This is a genomic window from Acidovorax sp. GW821-FHT11A03 (assembly GCF_058809075.1).
This window is the reverse complement of the sequence record NZ_JBXASG010000004.1, coordinates 594,438-611,170: the sequence shown is the minus strand read 5'-3', so window position 1 is coordinate 611,170 and position 16,733 is coordinate 594,438. Positions and strand designations below refer to the sequence as shown.

Genomic DNA, 16,733 nt, shown 5'->3' with positions numbered 1-16,733 from the left:
ACCCGCAGCCGTCAAGCGGGCATGCTTATGACTGTTCATCCGTCTCTCCTGACTTGAGTTGCTTGGCCTGGTAACCACAGCTTCCCAAATCCGAGACGGATGAACAACCTATTGAGACATCACAGCTAGGGCTGCCGGCTCCGGGCCAGCGCCACGATGGCGCCAATGGCACCGCGCGCCTGGGGGCTGTTGTGCCAGCAGGTGGACCTCATCATCTCCGAGATGGTTCTGGTCACCGCGGCCACATCCGCGTCGACCAGTTCGGCCAGCGACGAAAACCCGACCTGCTCCAGGCGCGCAATCACGGTGGCCCCCACGCCGTGCAGGGCCAGCATTTGCTCTTTTTCAGCGGCAGAAAAACCCATGTCACTCCACTGTGGGCATTGCAACGAGGGAGACTGTATCCGCCTGCCCGAGCGCCATCAGGTTCGCCAGGCTCTGGCGGCCCGCAGATCCATCCGGCACCGGGGCGTGCGCGGCGTCTCCCATGGCTGGGGCGCCGGCGCCCGGCGCGCCTTTCCACTTCGCTGTGCCGGCGGCATTGGCCTGCATCATGGGTAGCTCCCTCTCAAGAATGATGCACACGAGGCTATTGCCGGGCTGCTGACAACGTCGTGTCAGGAGCCCAGCCCCATCCTCTGCACCAGAATCCCCAGCCATTCGTGCAGCGCCAGGCTGCTGTCGGCCAGCGCGGAGGCGCGCGGCAGCACCCGGTACAGCTTGCGGGCCTGCCCGCCCTTGAAGCCCATGGGCGCGGGCAGCACCTGCAGCCCCGCGCGCTCGAAGGCCCCGGCCGCGCGCACCATGTGCCAGCCGTGGGTGACCAGGGCAATGCGCTCGATGCCGGCGGCCTTGAGCAGGATGGCGGATTTTTCGGCATTGCTGCGGGTGTCGAGCGACTCCACCTCCGTCCAGCGCACCCGCCCTTTGAACTCGCGCTCCACCACGTCCTTCATGACCAGCGCCTCGGCCCGCATGCCGCCGGTGGAGCCGCCCGTCGCCAGGATGGGCAAGCCCGCCTGCTGCTGCAGGTGCACGGCGTAGCGCACCCGCTCGCGGGCGCCCCGGCTGAGCACATCCACACCGTACTCGGGGGCCACGGTGTCGGCCCCGCCCCCCAGCACCACGATGGCCTGGGTGCGCGCTTGGGACAACTGCCGGGCGGTCACCACGGGATGGTGCTCCAGGCTGCGCACCAGCACATCCGACACCGGTGGCCAGGACAGCACCAGCACCGACAGCAGCGACACCACCACCACCGTGATGCCCGTGCGGCGGTGGTAGCGCGCGATCCACAGCCCCACCAGCGCCAGCAGGATGCTGGACACCGGGGGCAACAGCAGCGCAGACAGTATTTTCTTCAGGGCAAACCACATGGCAACAGAAGGAGAAAGGGAAGGAGCAATCAGGCCTGCATGAGCCCGCCCGGCGGCGCCAGGGCATGGCGGGGGAAAAAATGGACCGCTTGGACGGCCGAACCATCGGCCCTGCGGGGTGGGGCAAGCTCAGTGCAGCACCCGCCGCTGCGCCAGAAAGTCCAGCAGCGCGGCATCGAAACCCTCGGGGTCCTCCAGCTGGGGCCAGTGCCCGACATGGGGCAGCATCAGGGTCTGCGCATCGGGCAGCACCTGGGCCAGCGCCTCCAGGGCCGCGGGGGGTGTGCAGCGGTCCAGCGCGCCCCCCACCAGCAGCGTGGGCATGGCCAGGTGGGCCAGCGCGGCAGCCCCGCGATCAAACGTGGGCAAGGCCTCCAGCGCGCGCCGGTAGGCCCCCGGGTACACCTGGGCCAGCGCATGGCTGGCCAGCCGCACCCCTTCGGGCAGGGCGCCGGTACCGATGAACTGGGGCACCAGCGTCTGCGCCAGCGCCTCCATGCCGCCACCGCCATCCAGCGCTTTCAGGGCGCGCAGCCGGGGCGCCACCCAGTCTTCCACCGCCTGCGCATCGAGCGCCGGCCCGCCCGCGCACAGCACGAGGCGCCGCACCTGCGATGGGCCGCGCACTGCGGCCTCCAGCGCCACCATGGCGCCCATACCGTGCCCCACCAGCGTGACCGGGCCACCCCGCAGGGCGTCGATCAGGGCCAGGCAGCTCTGCGCCAGCGCCTTGAAGGTGTAGGGCTCCACGGGCGCGCTGCGGCCATAGCCCGGCATGTTCCAGGCCACGGCGCGGTAGCCAACCGTGGCCAGCGTTTCCACCTGGGGGGCAAAGGTGAGGTGGTCGCCATCGGCGTCGTGCAGCATGAGCACGGTGGGGCCGGAGCCCAGGGCGGTGAAGGTAGGAAGAACGGCCATGCGGTGGAAAACGGAACAGAAATGACTTACGCAAAACAGGGTTCAGGCAGATAGCTCCCCCCCACGCCAGGTGGTGGTTGCATCCCGATTTGCGCAAGTCTTACGGAAGTAAACCCCGCAACAGCGCGGTGGTGGGTGGCGCCTGATAATAGTTGTTCCCCCCTGCTGCCACCGCTGGCACCGCTTTTGTGAACCCTTCGCCCCCCCGCCCCGCCCTCGCCCTGCCACCGAGCTTCTCCACACGCGAGTTTCGCGATGCACTGGGCATGTTTGCCACGGGCGTGACCATCGTCACGGCCCGCACGGCAGCGGGTGACCTGGTGGGCCTCACGGCCAGTTCGTTCAATTCGGTGTCGCTGGCGCCCCCGCTGGTGCTGTGGAGCCTTTCGCACGGCGCCAGCACCCTGCCCACCTTTGCCGATGGCTCGCACTACGCCATCCACGTGCTGGCCGCAGACCAGAAGGCGCTGGCCGAGCGTTTTGCCACGCGCGGCATCGACCGCTGGGCAGGCCTGGAACACCGGCCCGGCATCAGCGGTGCCCCGTTGCTGGCCGGGGCAGCCGCCACGTTCGAGTGCTTCAACCGCAGCCAGTACAAGGAGGGCGACCACACCATCTTTGTGGGCGAGGTCGAGCGCTGCGAGCACCGCGAAGGCATCTCGCCCCTGCTGTACCACGGGGGCAAGTTCTACACCGAGCACCCGCTGTGACGACCCCCACCGTGGCCGTGCGCCACGTGAACATCGGCCTGGCCCGGCGCCTGAAGGTGGGCGAACGCTCGGTGCTCACCGCCATCGGCAAGGCGCCCATCACCGGCCCGGTGGCCGTGGGCCCGCTGGGCCTGGCGGGGGACGAGCAGGCCGACCCGAGCGTGCACGGTGGCCTGGGCAAGGCCATATACGCCTACCCCGCCGCCCACTACGCGTTCTGGCAGGCACAGCGCCGCGAACGCGGCGTGAGCCTGTTCGATGAAACCTTGCCGCCGGGTTTCATGGGGGAGAACCTCACCATCGACGGGCCGCTGGAAGCGGATGTGTTTGTGGGCGATGAATGGCATTTCCCCCACTGCGTGCTGCGGGTGAGTGCACCGCGCGAGCCATGCTTCAAGTTCAACGCCGTCATGGGTTTTTCGCAGGCGGGCCGCACCATGGCCCTGGCCGGGTGCTGCGGCTACTACCTGGCGGTGGACCAGCCCGGCACCATCGCTGCCGGAGAGACCGCCACGCTGGTGCCCGGGCAGCGCGGGCTGAGCATTGCGCAGGCGCTGGCGGGCAAGTGGGCAAAGCACTCGCGCTAGCCAGGCCCCACTGGATTCATCAATTTTGATAGCTACTGGCGCTTACCAGATAAGCGCCAGAACCCAATTTGGCTCGAAACCGAACCTTCAACGCACCGTGTCGGGCAGCTCGATCTTGACTTCCAGAACCTCCAGGTTGTCCTGGCGCTCCAGGTGCACCTTGAGGTCGTCGGGGTTGATCTTCACGTACTTGGAGATCACCGCCACCAGTTCGCGCTGCAGCGCGGGCAGGTAGTCGGGCTCCGAGGCGTTGCGGCCGTTGCGCTCGTGCGCCAGGATGATCTGCAGCCGCTCCTTGGCGACGCTGGCGGTTTTCTTCTTCTCGCCGAGCAGGAAGGACAGGAAAGAAGCCATGGCTTATTTGCTCCCGAACAGGCGTTTGAAGAAGCCTGGCTTTTCCGCGTCGATGAAACGCAGCGGCTTGTCGGTGGCGCCCAGGAAGCGGTCGATCACGTCCTTGTAGGCCTCGGACACATCCGAGTCCTTGGCGTGGATCGCGGGCGTGCCCTGGTTGGACGACTGCAGCACCACTTCCGACTCGGGGATCACGCCGATCAGCTTGATGCGCAGGATGTCCTGGATGTCTTCCAGGCTCAGCATCTGGCCGTCCTGCACGCGGCTGGGGTTGTAGCGCGTGATGAGCAGGTGCTCCTTGATCGGCTCGCCGCCTTCGATCGCGCGCTTGGTCTTGCTGCCCAGCATGCCCAGGATGCGGTCCGAGTCGCGCACCGACGACACCTCGGGGTTCGTCACCAGCAGCGCCTCGTCGGCGAAGTGCATGGCCATCAGCGCGCCGCTTTCAATGCCGGCGGGCGAGTCGCAGACGATGTACTCGAAGTCCATCGCGGCCAGGTCCTTGAGCACTTTCTCGACGCCGTCCTGCGTGAGCGCGTCCTTGTCGCGCGTCTGGCTGGCGGCCAGCACGAACAGGTTGTCGCACTGCTTGTCCTTGATGAGGGCCTGGTTCAGGTTGGCCTCGCCCTGGATCACGTTGATGAGGTCGTACACCACGCGGCGTTCGCAGCCCATGATGAGATCGAGGTTGCGCAGGCCGACGTCAAAGTCGATCACGGCGGTCTTGTGGCCGCGCAGGGCGAGGCCGGTGGCAAAGCTGGCACTGGTGGTGGTCTTGCCCACGCCACCCTTGCCGGAGGTCACGACGACGATTTTGGCCATGTGTTGGGGTCTCTTGAGGGGTTGGATGATGAATGAAGTATCAATTTTCGTGGCGCATGCACCGGGGCGACGCTTGACACGGGCGTGGCCCACACCAGGGCTCCCGCGCAAGGGCCGCCCCGCCGCGCTGGGAGCGTCCCGCTGCGCGCAGCGCTGCGAGAGTGGGGGGGAAGGAGCGAAGCGACATAGGGGGGTGTTTCACTTGAGAGCTTCGATGATGAGCTTCTCGCCATCGAGCCGGACCTGGGCCGGCTTGCCGCGCACATCGGCGGGCAACTCGGTCTCGGTGGTGCGGTAGATGCCCGCGATGGACACCAGCTGGGGCTCCAGGCAGGTCGAAAAGATGCGCGCTTCGGTGTTGCCGCGCGCACCGGCAATCGCGCGACCGCGCAACGGGGCATAGACGTGGATGTTGCCGTCGGCAATCACCTCGGCACCAAAGCTCACCACAGCCATCACCACCAGGTCGGCGCCGCGGGCATAGACCTGCTGGCCCGAGCGCAGGGGCTTGTCCACCACCACGGTGCCGGGGCCGGGCATGGGCACCTCACGCACCACTTCGACCTCGACCTCGCGGATCACCTCGCGCACCACTTCCTGCACCGGGGTGGCAGGGGCCTCGGCGCGAACGGGCGGTGCATCGGGCGCCGCGGCCAGCCCGGCCGCGCGCGCGGCATCCATCTGGGCAGGGCTGCCGCCGCGGACCGCCACGGGCAGGGTGCTGTGGCTGCGCAGCAAGGCCGTGATGGCCGCGAAATCGATGGGTTCCTGCGCTTCGCGCACAGGGGCCAGATCGATCAGCACCGGGTCATTGTCGAAGAAGCCCGGGGCGTCGGCCACGCGCTCGGCCAGGTCGGCGGCAAACAGCGCGGCGTCGGTGGTCTTGAGCACCACGGCCACCACGGGCAAAGAGGCGCTCTTGAGGTCAAAGCTGGTGCGGGACTGCGCCGCCGTCGTAAGGGCCATGAATGAGGGGTGGAAAAGACGCTCGGGAACGGGTTTCAGAAGGCGCAAAGTGTACCGTGGGCCCGTGTAAGAACCTGTTCGCGCTCCCCGGGCGCCCTGCGCGGGAACACAAGGGGAAACGCGCGGCGCCTCGCGCGTGGCGCCGTGCCCCTCCCTGGGGAGCCCGTGCCTTCATCGGAAACCGGGCCAATGGCCGCCAGGGTCGCGAGGGGCCGTGAAGCCTTCCGCCCGCGCTCCGGGGCGCCTGGATGCATGGGCGACGGGCCGCCGGGCAAGGGTCTTTGATAATCGACCGATGTCTTCTCCCCGCAAAACCCACATCGATTCCCTGGCCATCGCCCTGCTGCTGGCCTGCTGCATGTTCTGGGGCTTCCAGCAGGTGCTGGTGAAAGCCACCGTGGGCGAGGTGGCTCCCGTGTACCAGGCCTTTCTGCGCTTCGTGCTGGCCACCGTGGCGGTCGCCGCCTGGTGCGCGTGGCGCGGCGTGCCGCTGTCGGGCGCGGCCGAGCCGGCCGGGGCACCGCGCGCGGGCCTGCTCGCCGGGGCGCTGTTCGCAGGAGAGTTTGCCTGCATCTACCTGGGGCTGCAGTACACCACGGCGTCGCGCCTCACGGTGTTCCTCTATGCCGCCCCGTTCTGGGTGGCCCTGCTGCTGCCGCGCTTCATCCCCGGTGAGCGCCTGCAGGGCTGGCAGTGGCTGGGACTGGCCGCTGCCTTTGTGGGCGTGGGGCTGGCGCTGGGCGACGGTCTGCTGGGCCCCGCCAACGCCGCCCTGCCCCGTGCCTGGCTGGGCGACCTGCTGGGCCTGGCCGCGGGCCTGATGTGGGCGCTGACCACGGTGGTGATCCGCACCACGCCGCTCGCGCGCGTGGCGCCCGCCAAGCAGCTGCTCTACCAGGTGGGCGTGAGCGCCGCCGCACTGCCCTGGCTGTCGCTGGCCCTGGGCGAAAGCTGGACCTTGCAGTTCAGCACCTTCGCCTGGGGTTCGCTGCTGGTGCAGGCGCTCGTGGGTGCATTCGTGAGCTATCTGGCCTGGATGTGGATGCTGGCGCACTACCCGGCCACGAAGATCTCGGTGTTCGTGTTCCTCACGCCCGTGTTCGCGCTGCTGTTTGGCGCCTGGTGGCTGGGCGAGCCCGTCACCGCCGGGCTCGTGGCCGCGCTGGTGCTGGTGGCGGCGGGGATCGTGCTGGTGAACCGCCGGCCTGCGGCGCAGTAGGCGCGGTGGCAATAGGCCCGCGCCGGGGGGCTACAGCTTCGGGATCCGGATCCGGCTGATCATCAGCGAACCCGACAGCGCGAACAGCAGCACCAGCGGGTGCAGCGTGAAGCCGCCGATGAGCGCCTTGCCGAACCACAGGCTCTCGCGCACCGCGCCCAGGTAGGCCGCCAGGGCCAGCAGGCCCACGAGCACGATGGAGGTGGGGATGGGCGTGCCCTCGAAGTACTTCACCTTGCCGTCGTCGCCCGAGAGGGTTTCGGCCGTGACGTTGTAGCGCGCCAGGCGCGAGACGCCGCAGGCCACGAAGTAGGCCAGCACGATGCGGTCGTACAGGCCCTGCATGCCACAGCCATAGGCGATGATGGCCGGAGCCACGCCGAACGAGATCACGTCGGCCAGCGAATCGAGCTCCCGGCCCATGGCCGAACTCTTCTGGCGCCAGCGCGCAATGCGGCCGTCCAGCACGTCGAAGATGAGCGCGGCCAGCACGAGGGCGGCGGCGAAATAGACGTGCACCACGGCGCCGGTTTCCAGGTAGGTCATCGACGAGAACAATGCGCCCACGCCGCAGACCGCGTTGCCCAGCGTGAACCAGTCGGCCAGGTGGAATTCGCGGATCATCGAGAAACGCTTGGGATGTCGGGGAGTGTTCATGTCAGGAGCTCCGGTCGCGCCATGGTGGATGAGAACGCCCCATTATGGGCGGCCAGGTGCCGGGCTTCTTGTAGGCACACCGCCCGCCCGCTCGAGGATGAAATCGATGAGCGTGCGCACCGAACTGGTCTGGTAGCGGTTGGGCATGTACAGGAGGAACATCTGCGTGCCAAAGACGCTCAGGCGGTAGTCGTCGAGCGCGGTGACGATGCGCCCCTCGCGCACCGGGTCCGCCACCACGTAGTCGGGCAGCAGGCCCACGCCCAGGCCCGCCAGGACCGCATCGCGCAGGAAGGGAAAATGCTCGGACAGCAGGGTGGGCCGGGGCAGCACTTCCTCGCGCTGGCCGTCGGGCCGGTAGGCGGCCACGCGCAGCTCGCGCCCGATAAAGCCCGAGGTGAAGAGCGGCACCGTGGCCAGGTGCTCCAGGCGCGTGGGCAGGCCGTGCTCCTGCGCGTACGCGCGGGCGGCGCACACCACGTAGCGCACGGGCCCCAGGGCCCGCGACACCAGGGCCGGCGGCGGCTCGGTCATGATGCGGATGGCGATGTCCACGTCCTCGCGCACGAGGTCGCTCACGCGGTTCTCGAACATCACTTCGAGCACGATCCCCGGGTACAGGCGCTTGAATTCGATGAGCCAGCCGGCCATGACCATCTGGCCGTAGCCCAGGGGCATGCTCAGCCCCACGCGCCCCTGCAGGCTCTGGCCCAGCGTGGCGATGGTTTCGCGCGCCGCCAGCATCTCGTTCATGATGCTGCGGCCGTGCTCGTACAGGCGCAGCCCGACCTCGGTGGGCTCCACGCGCCGCGTGGTGCGGCGCACCAGCTGCACGCCCACCGACTTCTCCAGCTGGTGCAGGTGGTAGCTCACGTTGGCGCGGCTCATCTTGAGCTTGCGCGCGGCCAGGCTGAGGTTGCCGGCGTCCAGGATCTCCACCAGCAGGGTCAGTGCCGAGAGGTCCACGTGGCGCGCTCCGCTTGTTTGTCAAAAATATTCATACAGAGTGTCAATCCTTCATGTGATTGTCAAGAAATCCTGTCGGCACAACAATCCCGGATCTGCCCGCACTTCCGTCCATGACCGCTCCCGCACTCCATCCGCCCTTTGCCCGCACCGCCACCACCCTCCGCGGCCTGCGGGACGTCGAACAGCTGGAAGCCACGCCCCTGGCCCAGGCGCTGCCGGTGCGGAGCACCTATGAAATCCTGCGCAACGCCGCCCATGCGTTCGGCGGCAAGACCGCGCTGACCTTCCTGCCCACGGCCGATCCGGCGGACGCGCCCATCCGCTGGTCGTACGCGCAGCTGCTGGCCGGCATCCACCAGACGGCCAACCTGCTGCACACACTGGGCGTGGGCCCCCGGGACGCCGTGGCCGTGCTGCTGCCCGGCTGCCTGGAATACCACCTGGCCCTGTGGGGCGGCGAGGCGGCGGGCATCGTGCAGCCCCTGAACCCCATGCTCACTGACGAGAAGCTCGCGGCCATGATGGCGCTGGCGGGCGCCAAGGTGCTGATCGCCTACGGTGCGGAAGGCGACGTGGGCTACTGGAGCAAGGCCCTGCGCCTGCGCAGCCAGGTGCCCACGCTCGCCACCGTGCTGCGCGTGGCCCCACACGATGAGGCGCCCGGCGCCGCCGGCGCGCTGCCCGAGGGCGTGGTGGACTTCGCGGCGCGCCTGCGCCAGCCCGCCGGCCAGCTGGTGAGCGGCCGGCGCATCGCGCCCGGCGACATCGCAGCGTACTTTCACACCGGCGGCACCACGGGCGCACCCAAGATCGCGCGCCACAGCCATGGCGCGCAGGTGTTCACCGCCTGGGCCAGCGTGCAGATGCAGGGCATCACGCCCCAGGACGTGGGCATCAACGGCTACCCGCTGTTCCATGTGGCGGGCGTGCTGCCCGGTTCGCTCGCGGCGCTCTCGGCGGGGGTGGAGACCATCATCCCGACGGCGGGCCTGTTCCGCAACCGCGAGGTCATCGCCAGCTACTGGCGGCTGGTCGAGCGCCACCGCTGCACCTACCTGTCGGCCGTGCCCACGGTGCTGGCCGCGCTGGCCAACGTGCCGCTCGATGGCGCGGACATCTCGTCGCTGCGCTACTGCCGCACGGGCGCGGCCATCCTCGCGCCGGAGCTGGCGGCGCGCTTTGAGCGCCTGTTCGGCCTGCATGTGCACGAAAGCCTGGGCATGACGGAGATGGCGGGCATCTCCACCATCACGCCACCGGGCGTGCACGCGCCCGCCGGCTGCGTGGGCTGGCGCCTGCCGTACGCGCGGCTGCGCATCGTGGCGCTGGACGCGCACGGCAACGCGTCCGGCCAGGACATGCCGCCTGGGCAGCCGGGCATGGTGCTGTTCCAGTCGCCCAACCTGTTCTCAGGGTTTCTGGATGCGGCGGACACGGCCAAGGCCTTCACGGCCGACGGCTGGCTGGCCACCGGAGACCTGGGTTTCGTGGACGCCGAAGGGCGCCTGCACCTGAGCGGCCGCTCCAAGGACCTCATCATCCGCAGCGGCCACAACATCGATCCCAAGGTGATCGAGGACGCGCTGGGCGCCCACCCCGCCGTGCAGCTCGCCGCCGCCGTGGGCGCGCCCGACGCCTATGCGGGCGAGCTGCCCGTGGCCTTTGCCACGCTGGTGCCGGGCGCGCAGGCGACCGAGGCCGAGCTGCTCGCCTTCACCGCAGAGCGCGTGGACGAGGCCGTGGCCCGCCCGCGCTGGGTGCGGGTCCTGGGCACCATGCCCGTGACCAACGTGGGCAAGATCTACAAGCCCGCGCTGCGCCTGCAGGCCGCCTGCCACACGGTGCAGGCGCTGGCCGACGGCGTGTGGGCCGAGACCCCCGGCCTCCCCCGCCCCCAGGTGCAGCCCGAAGGCGAGAGCGCCGTGCGCGTGACCCTGGAGCCCGGCCCGGGCGCGGCCGCGCTGCAGGCCCGGCTGCGCGAGGTGCTCGCGCCCCTGCCGCTTGCCGTCACCATCGCCCCGGCGCCAGGAAGCCCCCAGCCCGCCTGAACGAGCCCCCGCCCGCCACCGCGCAGGGCCGGGCCAGCCTGATTTGCAATACCCATGACAGGAGACGACACATGCCCCACCACCCCCCGTCGATGACCCGCCGCCACTGGCTGGGCGCCGCCGCCCTGGCCGCCGCCGCCGCGTGCACCGGCCCCGCCGCCCTGGCGCAGGCCTACCCCAGCAAGCCCATCAAGGTGGTCGTGCCCTTTGCCGCAGGCGGCGCCACCGACGTGCTCGCGCGCGTGCTGGCCGAGAAGATGGCCGCGGGCCTGGGCCAGCCCATGGTCATCGACAACAAGCCCGGCGCGGCCGGCATCATCGGCACCGACGCGGTGGCCAAGGCCGCGCCCGACGGCTACACGCTGCTGCTGGCCTTGAGCAACTCCATGCTCACCAACCAGTTCCTGTACACCAAGCTGCCCTACAGCCCCGAGCGCGACATCGCGCCCATCTACCAGATCGCCATCGCGCCGCTGGTGCTGGTGGCCCACCCCGGCGTACCCGTGGCCACGGGCCCCGAACTGCTCAAGTACGTGGTGGCGAACAAGGGCAAGGTGGCCTACGGCTCCTACGGCACGGGCGCCTACCCGCATCTGGCCGGCGCCTACATGAGCCTCACGCAGAACGCCGACATGAGCCACGTGGCCTACCGCGGCGAGGCGCCCATGGTGCAGGACCTGCTGGGCGGCCAGATCCAGATCGCGTTCGCCAGCGCGCTGCAGGCCAAGCCGCACATCGACGCGGGCAAGCTCAAGGCCATCGGCGTGAGCGGCGAGCGCCGCATGGGCGCGCTGCCGGGCGTGCCCACGCTGGCCGAACAGGGCCTGAACGACGAGGCCTACCGCGTGGCGGGCTGGCTGGCCTTTGGCGCACCGGCCGGCACGCCCGCTCCCATCCTGGAGCGCATTGCCGCCGAGGTGCGCAAGGCCACGCAGTTGCCCGACGTGGCACAGCGCATCGCGGCCATGGGGTTCGATGTGCAGAACAGCTCACCCGCGCTGTTCACGGCCGCGATCGCCAAGGAGCGGCCGGTGTGGGAGCGATTGATCAAGGCCTCGGGCGCGAAGCTTGACTGACCCCCTGAGCGGCTGCCAGAAGCAGCTGCTCTTCGGTCATGTCCAGGCCCGCGCAAGCAGGCTTGGAGCCGCAGCCCTCAGCCCCTGAAGGGGGCCGTCGCCAGCGCGGCGGAGCGGCCCTGGCATGGCGCCGCGCCGGTCACAACAGGTGGCAGGAAGCAAAAAAAGGCCCGCGAGGGCCTTTGAGGCCAAAATGGGCCCCAGCGCCTGTCCATCAAGCGCAAGCAGCTATCATTTTTGAAGCAATGTGGCGCCGCACCACGGTGCAGGGGCCCCGCCGCGTTCAATCGAGGGTCACGCCGGTCGATTTCACCACCCCGGCCCAGCGCTGGAGTTCCTTGCCGACATAGGCGCGGTACTCTTCGGGCGTGGAGCCCAGCGGCTCGGCGCCCTGCACCGCCAGCCTGGCACGCACCTCATCGCTTTGCAGCGCCTTGTTGATCTCGGCGTTGAGGCGCTGCACCAGCGCCGCCGGCGTCCTGGCGGGCACCATCACGCCCTGCCAGGCGCCCGCCTCAAAACCGGGCATCACGGTTTCCCCCAGCGTGGGCACGTCGGGGTACAGGGACATGCGCCTGGCGGTGGTGACCGCCAGCAGCTTCAGGCGCTTGTCCTTCACGAAAGGCATCACGGAATTGATGGTGTCCGTCATGAACTGGATCTGCCCCGCCACGAGGTCGACATCCGCGGGGGCGCTGCCCCGGTAGGACACGTGCGTGGCCTCGATGCCCAGGCTCCTGGTGAACTGGAAAGCCGCCAGGTGGGTCACATTGCCATTGCCGGCCGAGCCATAGGAGAGCTTGCCTGGGTTGGCCTTGGCGTAGTCGACGAACTCGCGCACATTGTTGACGGGAAGGCTCGGGTGCACGACCAGGGCCAGCGGCACCACGGCGGTGAGGGCCACGGGCGCCAGGTCTTTCTGCACGTCATAGCTCAGGTTCTTGTAGAGCGCCGGGCTCAGGGTGATGGACGAGGTGTTGTAGAGCAGCGTGTACCCGTCACCCGCCGCCTTGCTGACCTGGGTGCCGCCGATGTTGCCGTTGGCGCCGGGCTTGTTGTCCACGATCACGGACTGCCCCATCTGCTCCGTCAGCTTCTGCGCCAGCACGCGCGCCACCTGGTCGGTGGGCCCGCCTGGCGGAAAGGGCACCACCAGGGTGATCGGTTTGGAAGGGTAGGCCTGCGCATGCGCCAAGCCCATGGGGGCGATGGCCGCCACGCCGGCCGCGCAGCCGAGCATGGCCAGGCATACACGCCGGACGCCGCTGGGTCGCGAAGACGTGCGGGAAGTGCTTTTTTTCATGGTGCTTGTCTCCTGGGTGGTTGTAGTTGGGGAAATCTGTTCACGAACGCCCGGCGAGCAAGCGGGTGGCCGTGTAGGTCATGACCGGTACCCCCTGCTGGTTGAAGACGTCGATGCGCGAGGTCACGACCGCGCGGCCACTCCTGGAGGTGGGCCGGATCTCCGTCACCTCCACCACCGCCTCGATGGTGTCGCCCACCCGCACGGGCGCGAGGATCTTCTGGTGCAGCTCCAGCATCGCAAGGCCCGTGCCCTGGATCATGGTCTGCAGGATGAAGCCCTCGATGAGCGCATAGGTCAGCGCCCCCGGCACGGGCCGCCCCGCCATGGCGCCGCCCTCGTAGCCGTCTTCGATGAAGATCGCCTCCAGCATGCCGGTCACGCCGATGAAGCTGACCAGGTCCGTCTCGGTGACCGTGCGCCGGAAGGTGCGAAAGCGTTGTCCCACGCTCAGGTCCTGCCACACGAACCCCTGTCCGAGGCGCGGCAAATGGCGGTCCACGCCAGCGGGGGCGGCAGGGCGGAGGGTGTCCGCAGAAGGCGTCTGGGGGATCATGGAAGGCGTCCTTGTCAAGAAGAGGGGCCCACGGCGGCGCGGGTGCCCAGCAGTGCCTGGATCCGTGCGCCGCCGAGCCCGGCCTGGGCCAGCAGCGTCTCGGTGTGTTCGCCCAGCCGGGGGGGCATGGCGATGGCGGGGCGCTGCCCGTCAAAGCGCACCGGCACGCCCGGAAAGCGCACCTCGCCCAGGGCGGGGTCGGAGAGGGTTTCGAAGAAATCCGTGGCCACGAGGTGTGGATCCAGGGGCAGGTCCTGCAGCCTGGCCACGGGCGCGGCGGGGATTTCCAGCCGCTCGCACACCGCGATCCAGTGGGCCGTGGTGTGGCGCCCGGTGAAGCCCGACGCAAGCTCCAGCAGTTCGGCGATGTGCCGCGTGCGGCTGGCGATGTCGGCGAAGCGCGCATCGCGCGCCAGGTCCGGGGCACCCACCTCGGTGAAGAAGCGCTGCCAGTGCAGGTTGGTGTACGGCATCATGGCCACCGCCCCGTCGGCCGTTCGGTAGGGCCGGCGCCAGGGGGCCAGCACACGCGGGTAGCCCGGTGGGGACAGCGGCGGCTCGAAGTGCTGGCCGTAGTAGTGCTCGACCAGGTTGAAACCCACCATGGACTCGAACATGGGGATTTCCACGAAGGCCCCCCGGCCCGTGCGCTCGCGCTGCCACAGCGCGGCCAGGATGGCATGCGCGGCCACATGGGCGCAGGTCTTGTCGGCGGCGATGGTGGGCAGGTAGCGCATTTCCCCGCCCTGCCGTTCCATCAGGTCGGCAAGCCCCGACATGCCCTGGATCACGTCGTCATACGCGGGTTTGCCGGCATAGGGGCCAGGCAAGAAGCCCACCAGGCTGGCGTACACCAGGCGCGGAAAACGCTCGCGCAGCGCCTCGGGCGCGAGGCCCAGGGCCGCCAGCTTCTGCGGCCGCATGCTGTGCATCAGCACATCGGCCGTGGCGATCAGTGCGCCCAGCGCCTCCTGCGCACCGGCCTGCTTGAGGTCCAGCGCCACGCTCTTCTTGCTGCGGTTGGCGCCCAGGAACATCGCCGCCATGCCCGCCTCCCGGGCGGGGCCGGTATGGCGCGTCGAGTCGCCCTCGGGCGGTTCGATCTTGATCACCTCGGCGCCGTAGTCGGCCAGGACCTGGCTGGCCAGGGGGCCGAAAATCACGCTGGACAGATCCAGCACGCGAAGGCCTTGCAAAGGCGTCATCTCACATCCTTCCGAAGGCGGGTGGGCGGGCACGGTGCCTCACTGGAACTTCGGCGCGCGTTTTTCAATGAAGGCGGTCACCGCTTCCCGGTGGTCTGCCGTCTTGTGCGCGATGGCCTGGTAGCCCGCCGAAGTCTCCAGCAGCGAGGCCAGCGAGGCGTGTTCGCCCTCGCGCAGCAGGCGTTTTGTCATCCGCATCACGGCGCCGGGGTTGGCCGCGATCCTGGCGGCCAGCGCCCGCGCGGCGGGCAGCAACTGGTCCGCCGCCACCACGCGACTCACCAGGCCGCAGGCCAACGCCTCCTGCGCGCCGATGGCCTCGCCGGTGAACGCCATCTCGGACGCCTTGGCCCTGCCGACCGCGCGCGGCAGCAGCCAGGCACCACCGTCGCCGGGCACGATGCCCACGCGCACAAAACTCTCGGCGAAGGTGGCCGCCTCGCTGGCGATGCGGATGTCGCACATGCAGGCCAGGTCCAGCCCCGCGCCGATGGCCGGGCCGTTGACGGCGCAGATCACGGGAACATCGAGCTGGTACAGCGCCTGGGGGATGCGCTGGATGCCCTGGCGGTACTCCTCGCGGATCAGGTCGGGCGTGAACGCGTCATCAAAGAAGCGCTTCATGTCCTTGACGTTGCCGCCCGAGCTGAAGATGGGGCCCGCGCCCGTGAGGATCAGCACCTTGACGCCGGCATCCCGGCGCACGTCCTCGCACAGCTGCACGAACTCGTCCACCGCGGTGTTGCCGGTGAGCGCGTTGCGCGTTTCGGGCTGGTTCATGGTGGCGGTGAGGATGCCGCCGTCGCGTTCAATGGTCAGAAAGGCCATGGCAAATGTCTCCAGTCAGCGAAGTGGCACTCAGGCCGGGAATTCGACGTCGGTGATGCGGCGCACCAGATCGAGCGTGATGCCGCTGTGCTGCAGCAGCGCCTCGCCGGCCACGGTGTGCCAGTACCCCTCGCTGCCGGCCGTCTGGCGCCAGGCATGCAGGCGCCGGGTGAAGAGCTGCAGGTCATGCTCCTCGGTGAAGCCGATGGCGCCGTGGATGGCGTGGGCGGCTTCCGACACGGCCAGCGCGGCCTCGCTGCAGCGCGCCTTGGCGGTCGCCACGCGCAGGCGGTGGGGCTGGATGCCCACGCCGCCGCTGCAGCCGAGCTGCGCGGCCATGCGCGCGGCAAACACGTGTTCGCTCATCACGGCCAGCTGGTGCTGGACGGCCTGGAACTTGCCGATGGGGCGGCCGAATTGCTGGCGTTCGTTGGCGTACCGCAGGGTGCGCTGGAACACGCTGCTGAGGGCGCCGGCCATCTGCGCGGCCACCACCGCGGCCTGCAGGGTGCGCACATCCAGCGCGGCATCCACGGCCACCGTGGGGGCGGCATCGCACTGCGCGGCCGACCAGGTCAGCGCCGCGTCCAGCGCCAGTGCATGCGCACGGGCGTGGGCGCCGTCGACGGGAAGCAGGTGCCAGGCGCCGCCGGCCTGCACCAGCACCGTATCGGCCACCTGGCCGCCGCGCACCAGCGCGCAGTGCAGACCGCCGCCGGCGCCACGCTGGCCGCGGGCCAGGGCGATGCTGCCCTGCGGGCGCACCAGCCCTGCCTGGGCCAGCAAGGCCCGCGCCACCATGGTCTCGGCCAGGGGCAGCGGCAGCGCGTGGGCACCGCATTGCTCCAGCACGCCAAAGGCCTGGTCCAGTTCCAGGCCCGCCCCCCCCTCGTCTTCGCCCAGCAGGGCGTCGGCCAGGCCGGTGGATTCCAGCTGCTCCCACAGGCCCCGCGCGGCATCCGCCGCGCGCCCGCCGCACTCGATGGCGCGCACCACGGCGGGGGTGCACCGGTCCGCCAGCACGTCGTGCGCGGCATCGGCGAACAGGTCGTTGTCATTCATGCTCATGTCGGTCATCCATTGCGTTGCACACACTGCCCCCGGCCCCTGGCCGAAGCGCGGCCCGGTCGGAGGCGCCA

General features: G+C 69.5%; 19 protein-coding genes. 5 read left to right on the top strand and 14 right to left on the bottom strand.

Annotated features, from left to right (window positions below; translation table 11 throughout):
• Window positions 1–125 precede the first annotated feature (125 nt).
• The 4 genes from AC1RVY_RS13240 to AC1RVY_RS13225 all read right to left on the bottom strand — a co-directional run bounded on the left by AC1RVY_RS13240 (window position 126) and on the right by AC1RVY_RS13225 (window position 2,294).
• Window positions 126–365: a helix-hairpin-helix domain-containing protein gene (locus AC1RVY_RS13240; protein ID WP_369641037.1), complete on the bottom strand. Its 240-nt coding sequence runs from the start codon at window positions 363–365 to the stop codon at window positions 126–128.
• A 1-nt stretch (window position 366) separates the two neighbouring features.
• On the bottom strand, window positions 367–555 hold the full coding sequence (locus AC1RVY_RS13235) for a hypothetical protein (protein ID WP_492255469.1): 189 nt from the start codon (window positions 553–555) through the stop codon (window positions 367–369).
• 62 nt (window positions 556–617) lie between these two features.
• Entirely contained in the window at window positions 618–1,376 is a 759-nt protein-coding gene (locus AC1RVY_RS13230; RefSeq protein WP_492806808.1) for a YdcF family protein, read from the bottom strand.
• 129 nt (window positions 1,377–1,505) lie between these two features.
• Window positions 1,506–2,294 carry an alpha/beta fold hydrolase gene (locus AC1RVY_RS13225; protein ID WP_492806807.1) on the bottom strand — a complete coding sequence of 263 codons (789 nt, stop codon included), beginning with the start codon at window positions 2,292–2,294 and terminating at the stop codon, window positions 1,506–1,508.
• A 188-nt stretch (window positions 2,295–2,482) separates the two neighbouring features.
• On the opposite strand from AC1RVY_RS13225, the gene AC1RVY_RS13220 reads away from it, so the two are divergent.
• Together AC1RVY_RS13220 and AC1RVY_RS13215 are read left to right on the top strand one after the other, a co-directional pair.
• Window positions 2,483–3,004, top strand: coding sequence for a flavin reductase family protein (locus tag AC1RVY_RS13220; protein WP_029414219.1), 522 nt, complete (start codon window positions 2,483–2,485; stop codon window positions 3,002–3,004).
• Entirely contained in the window at window positions 3,001–3,591 is a 591-nt protein-coding gene (locus AC1RVY_RS13215) for an MOSC domain-containing protein (protein ID WP_492806806.1), read from the top strand. Before AC1RVY_RS13220 ends, AC1RVY_RS13215 begins: the two co-directional genes overlap by 4 nt.
• A gap of 87 nt (window positions 3,592–3,678) precedes the next feature.
• On the opposite strand, the gene minE is transcribed toward AC1RVY_RS13215, so the two are convergent.
• The 3 genes from minE to minC form a co-directional block, all read right to left on the bottom strand.
• Window positions 3,679–3,945 (bottom strand): cell division topological specificity factor MinE, encoded by a 267-nt coding sequence (gene minE / locus AC1RVY_RS13210; protein WP_015011987.1) that lies wholly within the window; start codon window positions 3,943–3,945, stop codon window positions 3,679–3,681.
• 3 nt (window positions 3,946–3,948) lie between these two features.
• On the bottom strand, window positions 3,949–4,767 hold the full coding sequence (minD, locus tag AC1RVY_RS13205; RefSeq protein WP_218296509.1) for a septum site-determining protein MinD: 819 nt from the start codon (window positions 4,765–4,767) through the stop codon (window positions 3,949–3,951).
• Window positions 4,768–4,965: 198 nt separating this feature from the next.
• Window positions 4,966–5,733 carry a septum site-determining protein MinC gene (gene minC / locus AC1RVY_RS13200; RefSeq protein WP_218296508.1) on the bottom strand — a complete coding sequence of 256 codons (768 nt, stop codon included), beginning with the start codon at window positions 5,731–5,733 and terminating at the stop codon, window positions 4,966–4,968.
• 295 nt (window positions 5,734–6,028) lie between these two features.
• Between minC and AC1RVY_RS13195 the strand changes: the two genes are divergently transcribed.
• Complete coding sequence (locus tag AC1RVY_RS13195; RefSeq protein ID WP_369641026.1) at window positions 6,029–6,952, top strand: DMT family transporter; 924 nt, start codon at window positions 6,029–6,031, stop codon at window positions 6,950–6,952.
• Window positions 6,953–6,982: 30 nt separating this feature from the next.
• On the opposite strand, the gene pssA is transcribed toward AC1RVY_RS13195, so the two are convergent.
• Window positions 6,983–7,609, bottom strand: coding sequence for a CDP-diacylglycerol--serine O-phosphatidyltransferase (gene pssA / locus AC1RVY_RS13190; RefSeq protein WP_492806805.1), 627 nt, complete (start codon window positions 7,607–7,609; stop codon window positions 6,983–6,985).
• Between the two features lie 42 nt (window positions 7,610–7,651).
• A complete protein-coding gene (locus AC1RVY_RS13185) occupies window positions 7,652–8,575 on the bottom strand; it encodes a LysR family transcriptional regulator (protein ID WP_218296504.1) in 924 nt (307 codons plus the stop codon).
• Between the two features lie 113 nt (window positions 8,576–8,688).
• Here AC1RVY_RS13185 and AC1RVY_RS13180 point away from each other — a divergent pair, with 113 nt between their 5' ends.
• Entirely contained in the window at window positions 8,689–10,626 is a 1,938-nt protein-coding gene (locus tag AC1RVY_RS13180; RefSeq protein ID WP_492806804.1) for an acyl-CoA synthetase, read from the top strand.
• A gap of 71 nt (window positions 10,627–10,697) precedes the next feature.
• Complete coding sequence (locus AC1RVY_RS13175; RefSeq protein ID WP_218296502.1) at window positions 10,698–11,702, top strand: Bug family tripartite tricarboxylate transporter substrate binding protein; 1,005 nt, start codon at window positions 10,698–10,700, stop codon at window positions 11,700–11,702.
• Between the two features lie 283 nt (window positions 11,703–11,985).
• On the opposite strand, the gene AC1RVY_RS13170 is transcribed toward AC1RVY_RS13175, so the two are convergent.
• The 5 genes from AC1RVY_RS13170 to AC1RVY_RS13150 are packed head-to-tail and all read right to left on the bottom strand — an operon-like array spanning window position 11,986 to window position 16,656.
• Window positions 11,986–13,005, bottom strand: coding sequence for a Bug family tripartite tricarboxylate transporter substrate binding protein (locus AC1RVY_RS13170; protein WP_218339228.1), 1,020 nt, complete (start codon window positions 13,003–13,005; stop codon window positions 11,986–11,988).
• A gap of 40 nt (window positions 13,006–13,045) precedes the next feature.
• Window positions 13,046–13,561 (bottom strand): MaoC family dehydratase, encoded by a 516-nt coding sequence (locus AC1RVY_RS13165; RefSeq protein WP_255590934.1) that lies wholly within the window; start codon window positions 13,559–13,561, stop codon window positions 13,046–13,048.
• Window positions 13,562–13,575: 14 nt separating this feature from the next.
• Window positions 13,576–14,766, bottom strand: coding sequence for a CaiB/BaiF CoA transferase family protein (locus AC1RVY_RS13160; protein ID WP_218296500.1), 1,191 nt, complete (start codon window positions 14,764–14,766; stop codon window positions 13,576–13,578).
• Window positions 14,767–14,805: 39 nt separating this feature from the next.
• Window positions 14,806–15,594, bottom strand: a complete 789-nt coding sequence (locus AC1RVY_RS13155; protein WP_218339229.1) for a crotonase/enoyl-CoA hydratase family protein — start codon at window positions 15,592–15,594, stop codon at window positions 14,806–14,808.
• A gap of 30 nt (window positions 15,595–15,624) precedes the next feature.
• The gene (locus AC1RVY_RS13150) at window positions 15,625–16,656 is read right to left on the bottom strand and encodes an acyl-CoA dehydrogenase family protein (RefSeq protein WP_492806820.1); all 1,032 of its coding nucleotides are present in this window, start codon (window positions 16,654–16,656) and stop codon (window positions 15,625–15,627) included.
• Window positions 16,657–16,733: the final 77 nt, after the last annotated feature.

Bases quoted from the DNA above. Each gene is read 5' to 3' on its own strand.
- AC1RVY_RS13240 (WP_369641037.1), bottom strand. From the start codon at position 365: ATGGGTTTTTCTGCCGCTGAAAAAGAGCAAATGCTGGCCCTGCACGGC.
- AC1RVY_RS13235 (WP_492255469.1), bottom strand. From the start codon at position 555: ATGATGCAGGCCAATGCCGCCGGCACAGCGAAGTGGAAAGGCGCGCCG.
- AC1RVY_RS13230 (WP_492806808.1), bottom strand. From the start codon at position 1,376: ATGTGGTTTGCCCTGAAGAAAATACTGTCTGCGCTGCTGTTGCCCCCG.
- AC1RVY_RS13225 (WP_492806807.1), bottom strand. From the start codon at position 2,294: ATGGCCGTTCTTCCTACCTTCACCGCCCTGGGCTCCGGCCCCACCGTG.
- minE (WP_015011987.1), bottom strand. From the start codon at position 3,945: ATGGCTTCTTTCCTGTCCTTCCTGCTCGGCGAGAAGAAGAAAACCGCC.
- minD (WP_218296509.1), bottom strand. From the start codon at position 4,767: ATGGCCAAAATCGTCGTCGTGACCTCCGGCAAGGGTGGCGTGGGCAAG.
- minC (WP_218296508.1), bottom strand. From the start codon at position 5,733: ATGGCCCTTACGACGGCGGCGCAGTCCCGCACCAGCTTTGACCTCAAG.
- AC1RVY_RS13195 (WP_369641026.1), top strand. From the start codon at position 6,029: ATGTCTTCTCCCCGCAAAACCCACATCGATTCCCTGGCCATCGCCCTG.
- pssA (WP_492806805.1), bottom strand. From the start codon at position 7,609: ATGAACACTCCCCGACATCCCAAGCGTTTCTCGATGATCCGCGAATTC.
- AC1RVY_RS13180 (WP_492806804.1), top strand. From the start codon at position 8,689: ATGACCGCTCCCGCACTCCATCCGCCCTTTGCCCGCACCGCCACCACC.
- AC1RVY_RS13175 (WP_218296502.1), top strand. From the start codon at position 10,698: ATGCCCCACCACCCCCCGTCGATGACCCGCCGCCACTGGCTGGGCGCC.
- AC1RVY_RS13170 (WP_218339228.1), bottom strand. From the start codon at position 13,005: ATGAAAAAAAGCACTTCCCGCACGTCTTCGCGACCCAGCGGCGTCCGG.
- AC1RVY_RS13165 (WP_255590934.1), bottom strand. From the start codon at position 13,561: ATGATCCCCCAGACGCCTTCTGCGGACACCCTCCGCCCTGCCGCCCCC.
- AC1RVY_RS13160 (WP_218296500.1), bottom strand. From the start codon at position 14,766: ATGACGCCTTTGCAAGGCCTTCGCGTGCTGGATCTGTCCAGCGTGATT.
- AC1RVY_RS13155 (WP_218339229.1), bottom strand. From the start codon at position 15,594: ATGGCCTTTCTGACCATTGAACGCGACGGCGGCATCCTCACCGCCACC.
- AC1RVY_RS13150 (WP_492806820.1), bottom strand. From the start codon at position 16,656: ATGAATGACAACGACCTGTTCGCCGATGCCGCGCACGACGTGCTGGCG.